At 48.2% G+C, this 18,963-nt stretch carries 17 protein-coding genes; 3 read left to right on the plus strand and 14 right to left on the minus strand.

All coding sequences use genetic code 11. The features are described from left to right. Positions 1 to 15: 15 nt before the first annotated feature. From KU855_RS02120 to pepA, 9 genes are all read right to left on the minus strand, one after another. On the minus strand, positions 16 to 2,871 hold the full coding sequence (locus tag KU855_RS02120; protein WP_218528703.1) for a valine--tRNA ligase: 2,856 nt from the start codon (positions 2,869 to 2,871) through the stop codon (positions 16 to 18). A 15-nt stretch (positions 2,872 to 2,886) separates the two neighbouring features. Beyond that, positions 2,887 to 3,351, minus strand: a complete 465-nt coding sequence (locus tag KU855_RS02125) for a DNA polymerase III subunit chi (RefSeq protein WP_218528704.1) — start codon at positions 3,349 to 3,351, stop codon at positions 2,887 to 2,889. A gap of 111 nt (positions 3,352 to 3,462) precedes the next feature. Next, positions 3,463 to 5,277 (minus strand): bifunctional diguanylate cyclase/phosphodiesterase, encoded by a 1,815-nt coding sequence (locus KU855_RS02130; RefSeq protein WP_218528705.1) that lies wholly within the window; start codon positions 5,275 to 5,277, stop codon positions 3,463 to 3,465. Beyond that, on the minus strand, positions 5,278 to 5,880 hold the full coding sequence (locus tag KU855_RS02135) for a cysteine hydrolase family protein (RefSeq protein WP_218528706.1): 603 nt from the start codon (positions 5,878 to 5,880) through the stop codon (positions 5,278 to 5,280). 185 nt (positions 5,881 to 6,065) lie between these two features. Then, a complete protein-coding gene (locus KU855_RS02140) occupies positions 6,066 to 6,575 on the minus strand; it encodes a hypothetical protein (RefSeq protein ID WP_218528707.1) in 510 nt (169 codons plus the stop codon). A 24-nt stretch (positions 6,576 to 6,599) separates the two neighbouring features. Then, positions 6,600 to 6,755 carry a hypothetical protein gene (locus KU855_RS02145; protein ID WP_218528708.1) on the minus strand — a complete coding sequence of 52 codons (156 nt, stop codon included), beginning with the start codon at positions 6,753 to 6,755 and terminating at the stop codon, positions 6,600 to 6,602. Positions 6,756 to 6,821: 66 nt separating this feature from the next. After that, positions 6,822 to 8,312: a toxin-antitoxin system YwqK family antitoxin gene (locus tag KU855_RS02150; RefSeq protein WP_218528709.1), complete on the minus strand. Its 1,491-nt coding sequence runs from the start codon at positions 8,310 to 8,312 to the stop codon at positions 6,822 to 6,824. Then, a complete protein-coding gene (locus tag KU855_RS02155) occupies positions 8,309 to 10,570 on the minus strand; it encodes a hypothetical protein (protein WP_218528710.1) in 2,262 nt (753 codons plus the stop codon). Before KU855_RS02155 ends, KU855_RS02150 begins: the two co-directional genes overlap by 4 nt. A gap of 298 nt (positions 10,571 to 10,868) precedes the next feature. Next, positions 10,869 to 12,377: a leucyl aminopeptidase gene (gene pepA / locus KU855_RS02160; protein WP_218528711.1), complete on the minus strand. Its 1,509-nt coding sequence runs from the start codon at positions 12,375 to 12,377 to the stop codon at positions 10,869 to 10,871. A gap of 352 nt (positions 12,378 to 12,729) precedes the next feature. On the opposite strand from pepA, the gene lptF reads away from it, so the two are divergent. Beyond that, a complete protein-coding gene (lptF, locus tag KU855_RS02165) occupies positions 12,730 to 13,842 on the plus strand; it encodes an LPS export ABC transporter permease LptF (protein WP_218528712.1) in 1,113 nt (370 codons plus the stop codon). Further along, positions 13,839 to 14,897 (plus strand): LPS export ABC transporter permease LptG, encoded by a 1,059-nt coding sequence (lptG, locus tag KU855_RS02170; RefSeq protein ID WP_218528713.1) that lies wholly within the window; start codon positions 13,839 to 13,841, stop codon positions 14,895 to 14,897. Before lptF ends, lptG begins: the two co-directional genes overlap by 4 nt. A 40-nt stretch (positions 14,898 to 14,937) precedes the next feature. Here the strand turns inward: lptG and KU855_RS02175 are convergent, their stop codons facing one another. The 5 genes from KU855_RS02175 to KU855_RS02195 all read right to left on the minus strand — a co-directional run bounded on the left by KU855_RS02175 (position 14,938) and on the right by KU855_RS02195 (position 18,142). After that, on the minus strand, positions 14,938 to 15,447 hold the full coding sequence (locus KU855_RS02175) for an RDD family protein (protein WP_218528714.1): 510 nt from the start codon (positions 15,445 to 15,447) through the stop codon (positions 14,938 to 14,940). 14 nt (positions 15,448 to 15,461) lie between these two features. After that, positions 15,462 to 15,713, minus strand: a complete 252-nt coding sequence (locus KU855_RS02180) for a DUF2960 family protein (protein ID WP_218528715.1) — start codon at positions 15,711 to 15,713, stop codon at positions 15,462 to 15,464. A gap of 9 nt (positions 15,714 to 15,722) precedes the next feature. Beyond that, the gene (locus KU855_RS02185) at positions 15,723 to 16,076 is read right to left on the minus strand and encodes a DMT family protein (protein WP_218528716.1); all 354 of its coding nucleotides are present in this window, start codon (positions 16,074 to 16,076) and stop codon (positions 15,723 to 15,725) included. Next, complete coding sequence (locus tag KU855_RS02190; protein WP_218528717.1) at positions 16,073 to 16,555, minus strand: GNAT family N-acetyltransferase; 483 nt, start codon at positions 16,553 to 16,555, stop codon at positions 16,073 to 16,075. The genes KU855_RS02185 and KU855_RS02190 overlap by 4 nt, the downstream gene beginning before the upstream one ends. A gap of 102 nt (positions 16,556 to 16,657) precedes the next feature. Continuing rightward, positions 16,658 to 18,142 carry a carboxypeptidase M32 gene (locus KU855_RS02195; protein ID WP_218528773.1) on the minus strand — a complete coding sequence of 495 codons (1,485 nt, stop codon included), beginning with the start codon at positions 18,140 to 18,142 and terminating at the stop codon, positions 16,658 to 16,660. A gap of 178 nt (positions 18,143 to 18,320) precedes the next feature. On the opposite strand from KU855_RS02195, the gene KU855_RS02200 reads away from it, so the two are divergent. Continuing rightward, complete coding sequence (locus KU855_RS02200; protein ID WP_218528718.1) at positions 18,321 to 18,950, plus strand: DUF2913 family protein; 630 nt, start codon at positions 18,321 to 18,323, stop codon at positions 18,948 to 18,950. The last annotated feature ends 13 nt before the right edge of the window (positions 18,951 to 18,963 follow it).

The raw sequence follows: 18,963 nt of genomic DNA on the forward strand, positions 1-18,963 counted from the left end.
TGATGTATTCGTGACCTAGATCAAGCTGAGCTGGCGTTGCTGCTCTTTGAGTTTATCAATATCGCGATTTAACTCAGTTTGCTTAGCGCGTTCTTTTTCAATCACCATCGCCGGGGCTTTCGCCACAAAGCCTTGATTGCTTAGCTTACCTTCGATGCGCTGGGCCTCTTGGGTTAGCTTATCGATTTGCTTATCGATACGCGCCATTTCGGCGGCAACGTCGATAAGGCCAGCCATCGGGATCAACAGCTCCATCTCACCCACCAACTGAGTGGTTGACATCGGCGCACTATCGTCGGCGTGCAAAATCGTCATTGATTCTAGGCGCGCCAGTGACGTTAAGAAGGTGTGATTGTTCTTAATACGGGCTTCATCTTGCGCACTCACTGACCGCAGCAAGGCGTTTAATGGCTTAGATGGCGCGATATTGAGTTCGGCGCGAATATTACGTACCGCAATAATCATTTGCTTCACCCACTCTAAATCGGCCATGGCAACAGCATCGACTTGCTCAGGCTGATATTGCGGGAAAGGCATCAGCATTAAGGTCTCACCGCTGACACCGGCTAATGGTTTCACTCGGTGCCAAATGGTTTCAGTGATGTATGGCATGATCGGGTGCATCAGGCGCTGCATTTGCTCAAGTACGGTTACTAAGGTGTGGCGCGTACCACGTTGCTCAGCTGCGCTACCATGTTGCAGTACCGGCTTAGTTAATTCTAAATACCAGTCGCAGAATTGGTTCCAAGTGAACTCATATAGGGTATTTGCTGCTAAATCGAAGCGATACGCTGCCATATGGTCGTCGAAGGTTTTCACCGTTTGATTAAACAAACCGATGATCCAGCGATCGGCCAGTGACAAGGTCATGTCGCCGCCTTGCTGACCACAATCTTGATCTTCAGTATTCATTAACACAAAGCGAGAGGCGTTCCATAACTTGTTACAGAAGCTGCGGTAACCGTCTAAACGCTTCATGTCCCAGTTAATATCACGACCGGTCGATGCCATCGCCGCTAAGGTAAAGCGCAGCGCATCTGTGCCGTGGGCTTCAATGCCTTCGCTAAACTCTTTGCGAGTACTTTTTTCAATCTTGGCAGCCAGCTGTGGCTGCATCATGTTGCCAGTGCGCTTTGCAACTAAAGACTCAAGATCGATACCGTCAATCATATCTAATGGGTCAAGGACGTTGCCTTTCGATTTTGACATCTTGTTACCGGCTTCATCACGAATAAGTCCAGTTACATACACTGTCTTAAACGGAACTTGCGGCTTACCATCTTCATCTTTAATGAAGTGCATGGTCATCATAATCATCCGCGCTACCCAGAAGAAAATGATGTCAAATCCGGTGACCAGTACGTCGGTGGGGTGGAAGGTTTTTAAGTCTTCCAGATTGTCAGGCCAACCTAAGGTAGAGAAGGTCCATAACGCTGATGAGAACCAGGTATCCAGAACGTCATCATCTTGGCGTAAGTTAACTGAGTCAGCGAGCTCATGCTTGGCGCGAACTTCCGCTTCAGTCCGTCCAACATAGACTTTACCTGCGTCATCATACCAAGCTGGGATGCGGTGTCCCCACCATAATTGACGTGAGATACACCAATCTTGAATATCACGCATCCACGAGAAATACATATTCTCATATTGCTGTGGTACAAATTTGATATCGCCATTTTCAACCGCTTCGATGGCGGTTTTAGCCATGGGGGCAACAGCCACATACCACTGGTCGGTAAGCATAGGTTCAATCACGACACCAGAGCGATCGCCATAAGGCACTTTTAAACCATGAGGAGCAATTTTCTCCAGCAGGCCTAAGCTGTCAAATTCAGCCACGATAGCATCGCGGGCTTTAAAGCGATCAAGGCCGGCAAAGCGAGCGGGTAAGCTCACATCCAAATCTTTATTGAGGGTACCGTCAGTGTTGACTACTTCAGCCGTTGCACGAATGGCAGCATCTAAAGTCAGTACGTTGAACATTGGCAGTTGATGACGTTTACCGACTTCATAATCGTTAAAGTCATGGGCTGGGGTGATCTTAACGCAACCGGTACCAAACTCCATGTCGACATAATCGTCAGCCACGATCGGGATTAAACGGTTCACGATTGGCAGTAAAATAAACTTACCGACTAATGCCTGATAACGCTCGTCATCTGGGTGTACTGCTACTGCGCTATCACCGAGCATGGTTTCTGGACGGGTGGTGGCAACTTCTAAATAGTCTTTACCATCAGCGGTTAATGCGCCATCGGCCAGCGGGTAGCGCAAGTGCCACATGTGCCCTTGTTTTTCTTTATTTTCCACTTCGAGATCGGAGATCGCGGTGTGTAACTTAGGATCCCAGTTCACCAAGCGCTTGCCGCGATAGATTAAGTCATCTTCGTATAAGCGCACGAAGACTTCTTGAACCGCTTTGGATAAGCCTTCATCCATGGTAAAGCGCTCACGATCCCAATCGACCGAGGCACCCATGCGGCGCAGCTGTTTGGTGATGGTGCCACCTGACTGGGCTTTCCATTCCCACACCTTGTCCATGAAGGCCTCTCGACCTAAGTCATGACGGTTTTTGCCTTCTTCAGCTTCAAGTTTGCGCTCAACCAACATTTGGGTGGCAATCCCCGCATGGTCGGTACCAACTTGCCATAAGGTATTCTTACCTTTCATGCGCTCATAACGGATCAAAGTATCCATAATGGTGTCTTGGAAGGCGTGACCCATGTGCAAACTGCCCGTCACATTCGGTGGCGGGATCATGATGCAATAATTGCCTTGGGACTCATCGCCGTGAGGCTTGAAGTAACCTTGCTCTTCCCAGTTTTGGTAGAGCGCCTGTTCAATGGACTGCGGGTTGTATGTCTTTTCCATGGGAAGTATATATTCTCAATCTAAATCAAGTGGTTGCGTTGCTAGGTCTTGAGTGTCAAGTGCGATACCAAGCTGGCGATATTGCTTATAGCGTTCACGAGCGATGGCCTTCATTGCGTTATCACTGGCAACAAAATCGATAATCTGGCTAAAGTTTACCGCAAATGAGGGGCATTGGTCTGCAAGATTAATCAGAAGATGGCGACTTTTATTGGGGCCTAATCTGTCAAAGCCAATTTCAACGGGTGCGCCAGTTTGCGGGCCTTCACCTTTGAGGTTATGCGGCACAAATGCGTCGGGTTCAAACTGCCAGAGGATCTCATCGATATGGAAGGCTTGCGCCTGATCTTGGCAATGAATATACAGTGTCTGCCCAGCTTGATAATAATGATTAGCCAGTTGACAGGCGATACCATCACGTCGCTCACTCGCCGAGCCTTTAGCTTCATTGGGCAGGAGATAGAAAATAGCCTGACTCATTGCTGTGCTCGCCTCTATATCGTGTCTATAAACGCGAGATTCTACACCTTTTGGGCCTTGTTTGAAATTGTCCTGTCATTATCCCGCGCTGGCCGAGCAATATACCCCGCGTTATTTGGCGATGGCGTCCTGACTGATGTTAAGGCGTACGAGTTCTGCGTCAGTATGGTGGCTGGTTTGCGCTGCGAGTAATTGGGTAAAGCCGTTAGCATCTAAGGCGGGATAATACAGAAAGCCTTGGTAGAGGTGGCAATGATGTTGCTTGAGAAAGTCCCGTTGCACTGGCGTTTCAACGCCTTCAGCGACCACGGTCAGACCAAGGTGATGTGCCATCACCATGGTGGTTTCGACGATAGCCGCATCATAATTATCATCAGGTAACCCTTGTACAAACGATTGATCAAGTTTTAAGGTGCTAATCGGCAAGTTTTTAAGATAAGACAGTGAGGAAAAACCTGTGCCAAAATCATCGAGTGCAATACGGATGCCTAATCGGCAGAGTTGATTCATTTTAATTATGGTGGCGTCAATATCATTGATGGCCACGCTTTCAGTCAATTCCAGTTCGATGTTGTGCGCTGGCACTTGGAAGCGTTGCAGGCATTGTTCGACAAATGCTATAAAGTCAGGGTGATTAAATTGATTAGCGCTCACATTAATGGATAAGCACAAGGGATGATATCCCGCTTGATGCCATGCGTGTAATTGGCGGCAACTTTGCTCAAACACCCAATTGCCGACAATGACAATTTGTCCAGATTCTTCTAATTGTGGGATAAAGCGACATGGACAGGTTATTCCTTGCGTGGGGTGCTGCCAGCGAATTAGCACTTCGGCCTTAGTTATTTTTGGCTCTTCTAAATTGACTTGAGGCTGAAAATACAGAATAAACTCTTGCTGCGTTATCGCTCGCTCTAACTCAATGGCTAATTGATGGCGCATGGCCTCGCTGCGTTTGAGTTGTTCATCATAAAAGCGCACCTGATTTTTACCGGTGTTTTTGGCATGGTACAAGGCGGCGTCGGCGTAAATTAAAATGTCACTCTGGCTCATTTGGTCCTGCTCTATGATGACCACGCCAATGCTACAGGTAATTTGCAGCGTCAAATGCTGCAATTGAATGGGTTGGCTTAGTTGCTTGTGAATGGCTTCGGTCACTTGAGTGATATGGTCCATGACGCCTTGGGCGCCTAAGTCTGCCAGAAATACAATAAACTCATCTCCTCCCATGCGCGCGACTAAGTCGGTAGAAGACTGCACAAACTCAGATAAGCTCTGGCTCACCTGACACAATAATTGGTCACCAATGGCATGGCCAAATTGATCATTAACTTGTTTGAAGTTATCTAAATCGATGTAAAGCAGGGCGCAAGCAGAGGGACGTGATTGGCTAAATTCATGGGTTAAATGTTCCATCAATAAGCGGCGATTGGCCACACCGGTGAGAAAATCGTGATTGGCGTTAAAGAGGATTTGTTTTTCAGCATTAACCCTATCGGTAATATCGGTCAAAATGCCGGTAAAACCCGCAAATTTCCCCGTCTCATCTTTGACGGGCCGGCAGGAAAGATCAAATATCCGTTGCTGTTTATTGACCGTAGTAAATTGAATGTGGCGATTAAACTCTGTGCTGTCCTGATTAAGTAATGCCGCAAATCCTTGAGTACATTCATCTATATCTAATGGGGATAAGTGTTCAGTGAAATGGCGCCCTAGCGATTCAGTCAGGGAATAACCGGTCATGACTTCCCACGCGGGATTAATGAAGCGCCATTGCAAAGATAAGTCCAGATGAAACACGACATCGCGCAAATGCCCTACCAAATCTTGGTAGCGCTTTTCAGAGGCTTGCAGGTGCTCTATGAGCTTATTTTGTACCTGCGATAAGCGCTCATTCGCGCCTTGTTGATCCACAGGCTTCGCCATCTATACCCCTAAGGCTTGGGTCACATCTTTAGCGGACATAATCTTGGCATAAAATGGCATAATTTCAGTCATATAATAGTTTTGTTCAAAGCGGGTTCGACCGACAGTGCAATCGGACAAAATAGTGACTTTATAGCCAAGGTCAGCCGCTTCTCTACCCGCTGTATCAATACATAACGAGGTCACCGCTCCGGCAATGATCACCTCTTTGATCCCATGGGATTGTAATAGTTGGTGGAGATCGGTATTGGAAAAGCAGCTCAGTCCTCGTTTACCGGGCAAGGTGATGATCTTACTTGCCATCGGTGTTAATTCCGGGATGGTTTGCGCGCCAGAGGAGCCAGCTTTAAAGGCGCCATTGTCTTTAATGATTTTTAGTATGCCAATGGGCTCATCGAGTTCGGAGTAGTCGGCGGTGAAAATGATCGGAGTTGATGCAATTAGGGCCTCGGTGGTGAGTAAACGTGAGATCAGTTGTAGCGAGTTATCTAAAATAACTCCCACTTGTTCTGAGTTCTCCAAGGCTCCATGCAGAATGCCGTCTTTGGCAAAATAGTCATTTTGATAACCAATTAAGATTAATGCAGTGTGTTTGATATCCATATCATCGCCCGTTCGCTATTGATAGTAGGCTGACATTTGCTCAGCGATACTTGAGCATTGGTAACGCATGCACTTTCAGCCGCCTCAGTCCTTCTTCATTGAGTATAGAATGAAAAACACCTATTGAGAGACATTGGCAATTGCCATTAGCTCCCATAGTGTCATCGGCCCCATTTAGATGGCATTTATATCGCCTCTTCTAAGGTGAGTAATTCTAATCGCTCCAACACTAAGGTAATCGCATGCTCAAACGCGGCTTGATTAGCAAATAGGCTCGAGACCAAGGTGAGTTTGCCGTCGCCATGATGGAGATGAAAGAATACCTGACTGCCGACAGTTTGGCTGCTGATGGCCTCAATCTGTTGCCAATCGAGGGTGATGATTTTCCGACTGATCCCCGACTTAGGGCTTTGTAGGCCTTGCGCTGACAACACCAGCACCCGCTTTCGTGCGAGACTCGCCATAAAGATAACACCGCCAAGTAGCGCAAATAGCAGGCTGATAACACCGAGGCACCACAAGAAAATGGAGGCTTGAGCTGGGGATAAGTGGATGAGATCGAAAAGGATTAAGCCGCGATCACGTTGATATGCGCTTAAGGCAAGTAGATAGCTCAAGAAGATGCCTATCGGCATAATAACTAAGCCTAACCAGATTTTAGGTTTATAGGGAAAGCAGATGTCTTGGTGCGTCATGATTGATGTCTCTGATTAAGTGTGTTATTCCAGTGAGTAAGAAATGCCGTCGGCGTAATATTCTGTGTTGAGTTGTTGACCCTTGCTATAAAACTTGATGCTTTTTAAGGAACCATCGAGGTAAAACTCGTAGAACTTACCGTCGAACTCTCCCTGTGAATTAAAGGTGACTTGGCCCAAGAGGTAGCCTTGCGGTGAGGTAGATTGCCATTGGCCAGTCTTGAGCCCAGCGTGATATTGGCCTGATCACACGGAGTCATCCCAAAAAAAGGTATTTTCAATCCAGTGGCCATGACGCTGGCCATTGACGTATCGGCCTTTGAGCACGACGTTAGCCTGGGGGTCGCGATGGATCCATTCGCCGCTGGGCTCATTATTGTGATAATACTCCTGCTGAACAATTACGCCCTCGGCGGTGATTTGCTGCTGTAAGCCATGTTTTTGGCCTTGCTGATTGTAGTGACTCAGGGTCACGGTTTGGTCTTCATCTTGTCTCTTCCAAGTGCCCACGGCAATATTGTCGCGATATTGACCTTGTGACCACACCATGCCGCTATCATCAATATGTTGATAAGTGCCATGTTTCTTTCCGTGTTTCATCTGCGTGGTGATCATCTCATAGCGATTGAGGTACTCAGAGAATGAGCGGATCAGTTGCTGACCATGGCGTTGATTGTCTTGATATTGATAGCGGCTGATGATTTCGCCATTCAGATAGGTTTCAACTAAGCGGTAACCGCTAACAAAATTTTCGCGTCGATAATTGTCGAGGACGCCATCGACATAGTGGCTTTGCTCGTAATGGGTTTTGTCTTGGCCTTGATAGCGGGTTGTTTCGTAGCGTAAGCGTTGGTTGTTGGCATTGGTGACTTCTAATCGGATCAGTCGACCTTGAGGATCATACTCGCTGACGGTGGTTTTCTTGCTGGCACGGCTGTATTTTGTATGGGTACCCTGCGGAATATTGTGATGATACTGGCCATGTTCTTGCAGCGCTCCGGTGGTATCGTAAAGCCAAAATTCGCCATGTTTTTTGTCATCTTTATATTGAAAATGGCTACTAAGTTGGCCATTTATCCAGGTTTTTTTATCACCGTTAAGCTTGCCATCAATCACTTGCGATTCATGCTGCAGTTGGCCATCGTCAGTAAATACTTGGTTTGAGCCGCTGCCACTGTGGTAGGTCCTTGTCATGAGTTGACCATTATCATGGTAGCGCTCTTCTACTCCCTGTTGTTGGCCCGCTTGAAACTGGCTAATGACCTCAATGTTGCCATTGGCATAATAGGTTGTCTGCTGGCCATGCCATTGACCTTGTTGATAATGACATTCACATTCAAGGCTGCCATCTTCACGGTAAATGGTGATGGCGCCATGGCGCTGGCCCTCGGCATTGCGATGGCCTTGTTCCCACACCTTGCCATTGGCATAAAAAAAACGGTAATCGCCGACGAGGGTTCTATTTTCAAAGGAATCACCTCGCGCCATACCTTCAAAGAATACGGTGTCAGCGTCTTGATAAAAGAGCGTGAGCGGGAAAGTATTATCTTTTATATCAACAGTTTGCTTAAGATAATATGGTGAGCCTTGCTCACTGGGTTGTAGTCGCCACTCTTGATCTAAGAAAATCTTCTCATGTTGATTTTTATCAAGGTTCTCCGCCGCTAACGCCGAGACTAAGATGCTTGATAGGCCTATGAGTAGCCAGATTCGTAGTACATTTTGGCGCCTATTCATGGGGTCGTTCCATAAGGTAATGGCTTAAAGTCAAAGGAAAATTCGCGACTTATGGGCTCGCCTTTAATGTCGGTGTATTGCACCGCGGCGGCGAAACCACTGACACTAAGGTATTTGCCGTCGACAAGAAAGCGGGACAAAGGGCTCGGGGTGAAATCAGCCTCTTGCTGCGGTCCTCTGATGGCTAACTGATTGCCATGCTGATCAAGCACCTTGATAGCATTGATAAATTGACGGGCGTCAGCATGGAGCCGTTCGGCGGTTAACCAAGGACTAACGTCAATTAACCAAGGGGTGTCATTGGCAGCAAGTTGGCGATGGATGATGTCGGTCGTTCCTTGGCAATGGATAGTGAATGTCACCGACTTATCGTAAAAAAAACGCCTAATGCCATCGTCAGTCATTAAATCCCAACGTACATCTTGGGCCACAAGCTCGGATTGGTTCTCGGCAAATACGACCGGATTACCTGCTTCGGTAAAGCCTTGGTTTATTTCAACGCGACATACCTGAGCCATCATTGGGCTCAGCCACAGACTAAGATCATGGCCGCTAGCAGAGTAAGGGCTGAGCTCATCGAGAGTTGCTGGTGGTGTCTGTGACGGTGGATTGGCAAAGAACGAGCTATCAGCGCGGGTGGCATAGTCGACAATATCAATCGTTAGGGGGGGGGGGGTTAGCTTAGCGACATACTCTTGCTCGGTGACAAAACGAATGGTTGCTGTATCGGTTTGAGCGACATCAGGGCTGAGTAAGTTCATGGTCAGCTGCGCTGGGGTTTCGGTCAAGTTGAGCTCGATGCGATTACGTATCCAACCTAAATACCTAATAAAATCAATGCCAATGGCATCGCTGTCTGATAGCCATTGAGGTATATCAGTGAGTGGAATAGGTTTGATGCGAAACTGGCCTTGAAGCTCGGAGAGATCGAGCCGCACCTTGGTATGTGGATCGTGACTTATATTGATGGCGTAGCTGTGTTGCTTGGCATCAAGCACGCTGACGCTGATTTCGATGCCATCTTGGCTTACCCCATGCTTGAGCCACTCCGAGATGGGCTTAGCTACTGAGGTGGTTTGGTAGGGGGTGAATTCAAGCGTGGCGTCTAAGGCGGTCATGGCGGGAGCGGGGTGCTCGAGGCTTGCTGTTAAACTGTGTCTGGCAAACTCGGCATTGACGCGAGTGTCGAACAGCTGGTGAGTGTAGTTAAGTTGTTGCTCTTCCCCTGAAACAAGCTGGGCTGTTAACTGCTTGATACGGAGAGTTAGCGGGGAAAAATTATCCTGAAAACCGCCAAAGAGAGTTAATTCTAGCTCAGCGTCTTGTTTTGAAGGGTGGAAAATACCATAGGTAGTCACGAGTGCAGGCGATGACGGGGTCACTGGTGTTGGTGTTATGGTGGGTAGCGGCAAATCTAATGGACTGGATTCAAGCAAGTGGCCTGCGCTACTTTCCCAAAAGTAGCTGCCATCTTGGCTGGTCTCAGGCAGCATGGCGAAACGGCCTATTATCACACTGTTGTCCAACGGCGATAGCTGCGTGCGGGTAATCATCACCATGGCATTGAGCCAACCACTGTGCCTATCGACCCGATACTCGGCATAGAGATTGGGGTAGTCTTGGCGGTCGGTAGTGATCTCATAAGACCATGTCAGTTCATCATCGGTTTGCGCGATAAGTTTGATGTTAGCTTGGGGCCAAGCATGACGATTAGCTTCAGGCGGTAATGCCAGCGGCATGTGCGCATTCACTACGGTCGGTGGGATCAGGATCATGTTCTTGGCTTGAGCGGTGAGGATGTCGGCATTGATACGCGGATGTTGTTGGGGCAGGGTGTTGCTGCTAACACTCACTAATTCACTATCGCTGAGATTAATGCTGAACTGAAACCCTTGGCGGAAGAAATTCGCAAGCTTAAAGGTATCTTGATGCGGCGAGCGTGTGCTGATGCTCGCCTGCAAATGATCGGAGGTATATTCCAGCATCAAAGGTGTCACCTCAAAATTGAGGGTGAGCTCATCTCGGCTAGCGACTCGATATTCAACGAGGGCTCGACCTCGCGATAAAGCGCTTGGGACTTGATCTATGCTATCCAACTGCTCACTCATGGCACTATAGACCTGATAGCGACGACTCTCGCCGGGTGACGCATCAAAGTTGACGTTATCTATGGCGGCGGTGGCGCTTGGCTGGCAGCCGCTGAGGAGTCCGCTGATAATCAATATCAGCAGTAAACTTAGCTTGGACATAGATAACAAAATGGAGCGTCCTCAATTATTAACTGCTTACCACTGAGGTTGAAGCGAGCGAGTAAAGAATTAACAGCATGATTAATAGGCTTTTTACATTGATTACTGCTGAGCGATTGCATTTCAAAAGTAGCAATGACTCCAACAGCCAGCAACAATGAGTCTTTATGTTGCTTGAATGTTGCCGCAAGTTCAAGGTTAATTAACAAACATTAAGGGGATGGCGCGAGCTGCAATCGCGCGGGGGAAGTCGTCATTTAGATAAAAAAAAGCGAAGCTTACGCTTCGCTTTTATTGTGCTTAGGGCTTATTCGTCGTTAGCCACACCCGCACGATTGAGCACGAATTGGGTCAGGATAGGCACTGGGCGACCGGTTGAGCCTTTATTGGCTCCACTGTTCCAGGCTGTCCCGGCAACGTCAATATGTGCCCAATGGTATTTCTTCGCAAACCGAGATAAGAAACAGGCTGCGGTAATCGAACCCGCTGGGCGACCACCGAGGTTAGTCATATCGGCAAATGGGCTTTCGAGCATGTCTTGATATTCATCCCATAATGGCATGCGCCAGGCGCGGTCACCACTTTGCTCGCCGGCATTTAGCAGTTCGTGAGCCAATGGATTATGACCTGAGAACAATCCCGACGCATGCTTGCCTAAGGCAATCACACATGCCCCTGTTAAGGTGGCAGTATCAATCACAACCTCAGGGTCGAAGCGCTCAACATAGGTTAAAACATCACACAGCACCAAACGGCCTTCAGCATCGGTATTTAATACTTCAACGGTTTGACCTGACATGGTCGTTAAAATGTCACCTGGGCGATACGCGTTACCCGCAGGCATATTTTCACAACCCGCCAAAATGGCGATGACATTAATAGACAGATTAAGCTCACAAATGGCCTTCATGGTACCAATCACACCGGCGGCGCCACCCATGTCATATTTCATCTCGTCCATCGCCTCACCAGGCTTGAGAGAAATACCACCAGAGTCGAAGGTTAAGCCTTTACCGATCAGCACAATTGGCTTATCGGTGGCATTGGTTGCTCCGCGATATTCCATGACGGTCATAATGGATTCATTGGCGCTACCACGGCCCACGGCCAAGTAGGAATTCATGCCTAAATCCGCCATTTGCTCTTCACCGACAGTGGTCACGGCCAATTGCGGGTACAACTCAGCCATTTGACGTGCTTGAGAAGCTAAATAGGCAGGGTTGCAAATATTCGGCGGCATATTGGCAACATCACGGCATAAATGCATACCGGCCGACACGGCATTGCCATGATCAATGGCGCGCTCACCCACGGTTAATTCGCGACGGGTTGGCACATTGAACACTAACTTGCGCAGTGGGCGGCGATGTTCGCCTTTACGAGTTTTTAAGGCGTCAAAGGTATAAAGGCTGTTATTGGTGGTTTCAACCGCTTGGCGAACCTTCCAATAGGTATCACGCCCTTTGACATGTAATTCGGTCAAGAAACACACGGCTTCCATTGAGCCGGTTTCATTCAGGGTGTTGATAGTTTTAGCGATAATTTGCTTGTATTGGCGTTCATCAAGTTCACGCTCTTTACCGCAGCCGACCAGCAAGACTCGCTCACTGAGGACATTAGGCACATGATGCAGCAATAACATTTGGCCTGGCTTACCTTCAAGATCGCCACGACGCAGCAGATTAGAAATGTATCCTTCACTAATTTTATCCAGCTGCTCTGCAATCCCCGACAATCGGCGAGGTTCATAAACACCAACAACGATACAGGCTGAACGTTGTTTTTCTGGGCTGCCGCTCTTTACACTAAACTCCATGAGCACTCCTAGATTCTTAAAGACAAATTTTTATATTTATTGGATAATGCCACTTTACACCCAAAAGTAAGCGCAAGTGGTTTGCTTGGCATTGTGCAAGTATAACATCACTGACCTAGCGGTTTTATGTTGCTCAACAGTACCATGCCCAAGTTGGCTATGGAGTTTGTTGCTAGACGCTGCTAGGCTTGTATCAAGTCGAGATATCGTCTTAATTTTTAGCGCTAATTGAAGCAAAAAATATCGCTTCATTTTCATTGATGCTGGTCAGAAAACTATCAAAAGTAGACAGTTTACATGAAAGTTTAGCTGATACCAGTAAAAAGATAAGTTTAAACACCGGATCCTGCCTGTGATTGTATTTAGATATCTGATTCGAGAAGTTTTAAAGGCGCAAATTGCGGTACTGTCTGTCCTCTTGACTATCTTTATTAGCCAACATTTCGTGCGTGTACTGGCTGATGCCTCTGATGGTGAATTCCCCGCATCTCTAGTGATGACTCTGCTTGCCTTAAATTTGCCCAATTTAGCGGTGTTGCTGCTGCCCTTAAGCTTGTTTCTCGGCATTTTGTTGGCCCATGGCCGCATGTATGCAGAAAATGAGATGGTGGTATTTCATGGCGTTGGGGTCAGTGAATGGTATGTGACGCGCGTGACGCTCTTATTGGTCTTTGCCAATATGCTGATCACAGGTTACCTGTCCTTATACGTCAACCCTTGGGCAGAAGAGCAACAAAACCAAGTGATGGAGCAAGCGCAGGCCGAAGCTGGCTTAGCCGCCTTGGTTCAAGGTCGGTTCCAAACCAGCCCCGATGGTCGAGCGGTTCTATTCGTTGAAGAAATCAACAAAGACAATAGCTTGAAAAATGTATTTGTCGCGCAAATGCCAGATCCAAAAGATGAGTCTGGCTTGACGGATCTGGTGGTGTCTGCCGGTGGCAAGGTGATTGAAGAAGCCTCTGGAAGCCAGACATTGAAATTAGATCACGGCGTACGTTATCAAATTCCAGCCACGGCTGCCGACTACCAAATCATTAACTTTGGTGGCTATGGCATGCAGATTAAGGAGCAAGAAGTGGATCAGCGCCGCCGGAAAATGTCGGCCTTGCCGGTTTCTGAGCTGCTGGCATTAAATACCCCAGATGCCATTGCTGAATTCAATTGGCGTTTAGCGATTCCCATTTCTATTCCTCTGTTGACCCTGATCGCGGTGCCGTTGGCTCGGGTCAATGTTCGTCAAGGGAAATTTGCCAAGATGTTCCCTGCTATCTTATTGTATTTAGGCTATTTTGGCTTAATGGTCGCCGGTCGAAAGGCATTAGAAGATGAGGTCATTCCCAGTGAGTTAGGCATGTGGTGGATCCACTTGTCGGCATTGGTGATGGGCTTGCTTTTGCTCGGTAAAGAACGCAGCACCGGGATTAAATTGATCAATATTTTGAAGCGTAACAAGGTGGCCTCATGAAGATTCTGGATCTCTATATTGCCAGGGTGATATTGAGTACATCGGCGCTATGTTTGCTGGTGCTAACCGGTCTGTCGGGCATTATCAAGTGGGTCGATCAACTGCGCAATGTCGGCAAAGGTGCCTACACCATGATGGATGCCGGTGTGTACGTGTTGTTTATGGTCCCGAGCGACATTGAAATGTTTTTCCCGATGGCAGTGCTGCTCGGCGCATTGATCGGTATGGGAATGCTCGCCTCTAATTCTGAATTGGTGGTGATGCAAGCGTCAGGCTTGTCGCGGCTGCAAATTACCTTGTCGGCGATGAAAACTGCCGTGCCATTAATGATTTTAGTCATGGCGCTGGGTGAATGGGTCGCACCGGTGGCTGAACAAAAAGCCAATGATTTAAAAACCAGTCAAATTTCTGGGGGCAGTTTAATTAAATCCCATCGCGGCATTTGGGCTAAAGATGGCGACTTTTTTGTCAATATTGGCGAGATTAAACAGTTAGATGAATTAGCCAATGTCACCTTGTATCGCTTTGATGACAAGCAAGAGTTGACTGAAGTGATCCATGCTGAGCAAGCGGTGTTTACTGAGGGGCATTGGACTATGGCTAAAGTCAACGAAACCCAAGTGTCAGATGCCAACATTGGCCAATCTAAATTGGCGACCAAGGTGTGGCAATCCACCTTAACCCCTGACAAGCTCAGTGTGGTGTCGGTCAAACCCGAAGCATTATCGATTTCTGGGCTGGTGGATTATCTCGATTACCTTAAGATCAACCATCAAGACTCCAGCCGTTATGAATTGGCTTTATGGCGTAAAGTGATGCAGCCGGTGACGATAGCCGTGATGATGTTAGTGGCGTTGTCGTTTGTGTTTGGCCCATTACGGACAGTGACCATGGGCGCTCGGGTATTGCTGGGGGTGGTGGCTGGGTTCAGTTTTTATATCAGCAATGAAATCTTTGGGCCAATGAGTTTAGTGTATAACTTGCCGGCGGCTTTAGGCGCCATCGCTCCGAGTGTGCTATTTACCGGCATTGCTTTCTATTTTATCAGACGTTAATGGCATTAGGGTCAAGCGTACTCGCTTGACCCTAGTGATATTAGGCACCATGCCAATTGCGCATTTGATTGGCTTCTTTCGATAACACCACCACTTCCGAGCGGGTCATCTTATCTTGCAACGCCTGCTTATCGGCGCTGAGTAGTATGCGTAAATTTCCTAGGCCTAATAACGACCATACGACTCGGGCAAAGGCGGTAATAAAACTTAAGGTTTGACCATTAGGATGTTGTACCTTGATCCGCCAAGCCCGCATGCCGAGGGTTTGGCCACCTTTACTCCAAAACAAGCTATAAAACATGGCAATAATCAGGGCTAAATAGCCTTGATAAAGGCTGTGGTATAGCGGTGTCTGATTCAACAGATCTGCCACATGTTGATGCGCCCCCATGCTAATTAGCCCCAGGTTAACCAGTGCTGTGAATATACCAAAACCGATTGCGCCAGCTAACATATACACGGCAACCGCCAATAATAGGTCGTAAATACAAGCGCCTAAACGGCGGAAAAAGCCTGCCCGCGGGCAGTTAGCATGTTCAGGGGTAAGCATACATCATCCTTGTTTTAGATCTCGTCGTCATCGCGTACTAGGTAAATACGACCAAAGCCCATGCGGGCAAACTCTTTATCGCGAAAGTCTCGCACAGCCGTATTGCCTTTAGAGGTCATGGCAATTTGCTGCTCCATCATCAAGTGGCGCTTTAAATCAATGCCTTCTTCAGCGGCCGCCGCTTCGTGGGCGTCGTGGTACTTATCGTAAGCAAAATTAATACGTTTGGTCACACCTTTATAGGTGTAGGCAACTTGTCGAGCCATGGTGTTTCCTTAAAACTCACTACGGAAAATAAAATAAACGGCCCCTAAGATACACAGTCCAGCCCACAGGTAATCCAGTTTGAGTGGCTCTTTCATGTAGAAAAAAGCAAATGGCACAAACAGGCTTAGGGTAATGACTTCTTGCAGTATCTTTAACTGGCCTAAATTCATGACAGTGTAACCGATCCGATTAGCCGGTACTTGTAATAAATACTCAAAGAATGCGATGCCCCAGCTGACGAGAGCGGCCACTATCCAAGGCTTGCTGTTGAGATCTTTTAAATGACCATACCAAGCAAACGTCATAAATACATTGCTTAGGCACAATAAGCCGATGGTGATAAGCGTAGGTGGTAGTGTCATAGCGGCATGACCATATAGTGGGGATCATCACAATAACTGCCAAGGCATTTGCTGGTGGTTGTTTTAATAAACCCCGCCGCTTGCCAATAACTCGCTGCGCCTTGAATAGCAATTAAACTCATGCTGTTTAGTTGCTGGGCCTGGGCGAGGAGTTTGAGCTGATTGAGCATTTGTTGAGCGCCGCCTTGACCTCTAATGGCCTGAGATAACGCCATATCATGTAGGTAGAGGGTATCGGGCTGAGGCATGGCTTCAGTCAGAACTTGATTCAATGCGGGAGGGTGCCCTTGTAGCCAAGGGTGAGCGAGGCAATAGCCCATCACGCAAGAATCTAGACAGACAACCAAGCAGGTTTGCGGTGCCACTTGCCATTTGCTTTGCATCACATGCAAAGGTTCAGGTTCAATGGCGTGATAGCATTGCTCTTGAATTGCCATAATGGCGGGCCAATCGCGTTCTTCAATAGGGCGCAGCTGCATAAAATTGGGGTTATCTTGGCGTGAAAAATAGTTAATTGATTATACCCAAGCGCGGCTAAATTGCGAGGGGCCCCATCAGGCGATGGGGCCAACTGAATGTCACTATAAATAGCGTTGGCGTAAGTGCTTGAGCAAATACTGCGCCGACAAAGTGTCACCACAAGCATGCTGAATTAACTCGGTGGTTGAGCGCAGTGAACCTTGCTGCCACACGTGTTGCGCGAGCCAGCTAAATATTGGCGCGAGCCCTTGGTTGGCAATGACGTTATCGAGCGTTCCTAGGTGCTGCTCCATGGCATAGCGCAATTGCGCTGCCAGCATGGCGCCGAGGCTATAACTTGGGAAATAACCTAACTCACCTAAGGTCCAATGAATGTCTTGCATGCAGCCATTGCGATAATCGCCATCGGTATTGATGGCCAATAACGATTGCATATTGCTGGACCAAAAGTCGGGTAAGTCAGCCACGGCTAAGCGGCCATCGATCAATGCTTTTTCGGCATCAAAGCGCAATAAAATATGGCAAGGGTAAGTGACTTCGTCGGCATCGACGCGAATTTTACCGGCGCGAACGCGAGTATACATATTCGTCAGGCTCGCCAGATCAAACTGACCACCTAAGTGCTGATTAATATCAGCCAAGATTAAGTTTAAAAACCCCTGACCGCGTCCGAGTTGCATTTCACAGAATAAGCTTTGGCTTTCATGCACGGCCATCGAGCGGGGTTGTCCGGCCGGTTGACCCGCCCAAGCGGCGGGTAAGCCCATTTCGTAGAGCGCATGGCCAGTCTCATGGACGGTGCCCATCAAGGCTGAGGTGAAATCTTGCTCATCAAAGCGCGTGGTGAGCCTGACGTCTGTGGGCACACCGCCGGTGAATGGATGGCTGCTAACATCTAAGCGGCCATGATTAAAATCAAACCCTATGGTTTGCATGACGGTATGACTCAGTTGCTCTTGGGCGGCGATGGGATAATGCCCTTGCGGCACATGCTGTGGTTCACCGGCTTGTTTGGCCAAAACTAATTGGATTAACTCTGGCAATTGCTGGCGCAAGGGTGCGAACCACTGCTCGATTTGTAGCGCGCTGATCCCCGGCTCAAATTTATCGAGCAAGCTGTCATACAGGCTAATCCCGAGCGCTTCACTGCGAATGGTCGCTTCTTGCTGGGTGAGATAAATGACTTCGCTGAGGTTAGGTTTAAACCCGAGCCAGTCATTGTTTTTTCGTTGTTGGCGCCAGGCTTGTTCGCACTGCAGTCCGGCGCGAGTCTTAGCTTGTACTAGTGCCGTTGGCACCAGACTAGCCTGTTGGTGTTGGCGCTGCATTTCGTTGAGGTTAGCGCGTTGCTCAAGGGTCAGTGGCCCTTGCTTGGCCTCAAGAATGGCATCACTGAGCCAAGAGGCGCTGCGCAGATCATGGATATGGCCGCTAAGTGTGGCGAGCGCCTCATGACGCGCCTGACTGCCACCATTGGGCATCATGGCAGCTAAATCCCATTCGGCCAATGCATTCACATGCTCAAAGTGGCTGAGGCTGGTGAAGTGCTGTTCGAGTCGTTGGTAGGTTGCATTTGTGCGAGTCATGAGCAATTTTCTAAGGGTGGATAATCGGGTTAGCCTAACATATTCATTGGCTTTGGGCGCTAAATCCAACGCAGGCAAAAAGGGCGGCGGACTGGCGCTAATGCTCGCACAATTGTGGCTACTGAGATAGCAATATTTAGGGTAAAATGTTGGCATTATTTACTCTGAAGTTTGTTCTATGTCTTATAACCAAGCGGTATACACGCTCGCGCAAGATGGCTTAGCTGCGCTCGCACAATCGGCGCTGGCCAAGAAGCAGGCGACCCCTGCTCAAGAAAGTCATTTTTTATGTAATTGGATGGCCGAGTCGCTGAAAAAAAAAGCTTACCCGAAATGTTTGGCTAAAGATCTCACCGGTTGGATCCGCGACGGTCGTAGCATGGGCGCTGGCGCGCAGCTGACTTCGTTATTGCAACGTATTGAGGCGCAATACCGACAAGTGGCCGAGCAGCAAACTGGGCTTGGAAAGGCGCTGATGGCGTGGCTTGACGATTTACAGGCGCAAGGTGTGCTAGTGATCACCGACACTGACGTCAATGGTAAATTAAAGCTTGATAACGATGGCTTGCCGAGTGTGATTATTTCCGCTTCTGCCTTGGCCATGGCTGTGGTTGGCGATGAGTTAACCAAACCATTAGCCCTGTATATTCGTGCGGATGAAGCCATGTTAGCCCGCTCGGCTTTAGCGCATGGATTGTTATTAAGCCAAGGCAACAAGAAAACCACCTTAGTGAAACATCACAAGACATTTCAGGTGTTTCCTAACAATGCCCAGCCTGAGCTGGTCTTGTTAGTGGCTGCCCTTTAATCGTGTGTATCGT

Origin of the sequence: Shewanella sp. NIFS-20-20 (assembly GCF_019209865.1) — a bacterium.
GTDB lineage: Bacteria > Pseudomonadota > Gammaproteobacteria > Enterobacterales > Shewanellaceae > Shewanella.

Excerpts from the sequence above, each read along its gene's own strand:
- KU855_RS02120 (WP_218528703.1), bottom strand. The coding sequence starts at position 2,871 with ATGGAAAAGACATACAACCCGCAGTCCATTGAACAGGCGCTCTACCAA.
- KU855_RS02175 (WP_218528714.1), bottom strand. The coding sequence starts at position 15,447 with ATGCTTACCCCTGAACATGCTAACTGCCCGCGGGCAGGCTTTTTCCGC.
- KU855_RS02185 (WP_218528716.1), bottom strand. The coding sequence starts at position 16,076 with ATGACACTACCACCTACGCTTATCACCATCGGCTTATTGTGCCTAAGC.
- KU855_RS02190 (WP_218528717.1), bottom strand. The coding sequence starts at position 16,555 with ATGCAGCTGCGCCCTATTGAAGAACGCGATTGGCCCGCCATTATGGCA.
- KU855_RS02200 (WP_218528718.1), top strand. The coding sequence starts at position 18,321 with ATGTCTTATAACCAAGCGGTATACACGCTCGCGCAAGATGGCTTAGCT.
- KU855_RS02195 (WP_218528773.1), bottom strand. The coding sequence starts at position 18,142 with ATGACTCGCACAAATGCAACCTACCAACGACTCGAACAGCACTTCACC.
- KU855_RS02150 (WP_218528709.1), bottom strand. The coding sequence starts at position 8,312 with ATGAATAGGCGCCAAAATGTACTACGAATCTGGCTACTCATAGGCCTA.
- lptG (WP_218528713.1), top strand. The coding sequence starts at position 13,839 with ATGAAGATTCTGGATCTCTATATTGCCAGGGTGATATTGAGTACATCG.
- KU855_RS02140 (WP_218528707.1), bottom strand. The coding sequence starts at position 6,575 with ATGACGCACCAAGACATCTGCTTTCCCTATAAACCTAAAATCTGGTTA.
- KU855_RS02135 (WP_218528706.1), bottom strand. The coding sequence starts at position 5,880 with ATGGATATCAAACACACTGCATTAATCTTAATTGGTTATCAAAATGAC.
- pepA (WP_218528711.1), bottom strand. The coding sequence starts at position 12,377 with ATGGAGTTTAGTGTAAAGAGCGGCAGCCCAGAAAAACAACGTTCAGCC.
- KU855_RS02180 (WP_218528715.1), bottom strand. The coding sequence starts at position 15,713 with ATGGCTCGACAAGTTGCCTACACCTATAAAGGTGTGACCAAACGTATT.
- KU855_RS02125 (WP_218528704.1), bottom strand. The coding sequence starts at position 3,351 with ATGAGTCAGGCTATTTTCTATCTCCTGCCCAATGAAGCTAAAGGCTCG.
- KU855_RS02130 (WP_218528705.1), bottom strand. The coding sequence starts at position 5,277 with ATGGCGAAGCCTGTGGATCAACAAGGCGCGAATGAGCGCTTATCGCAG.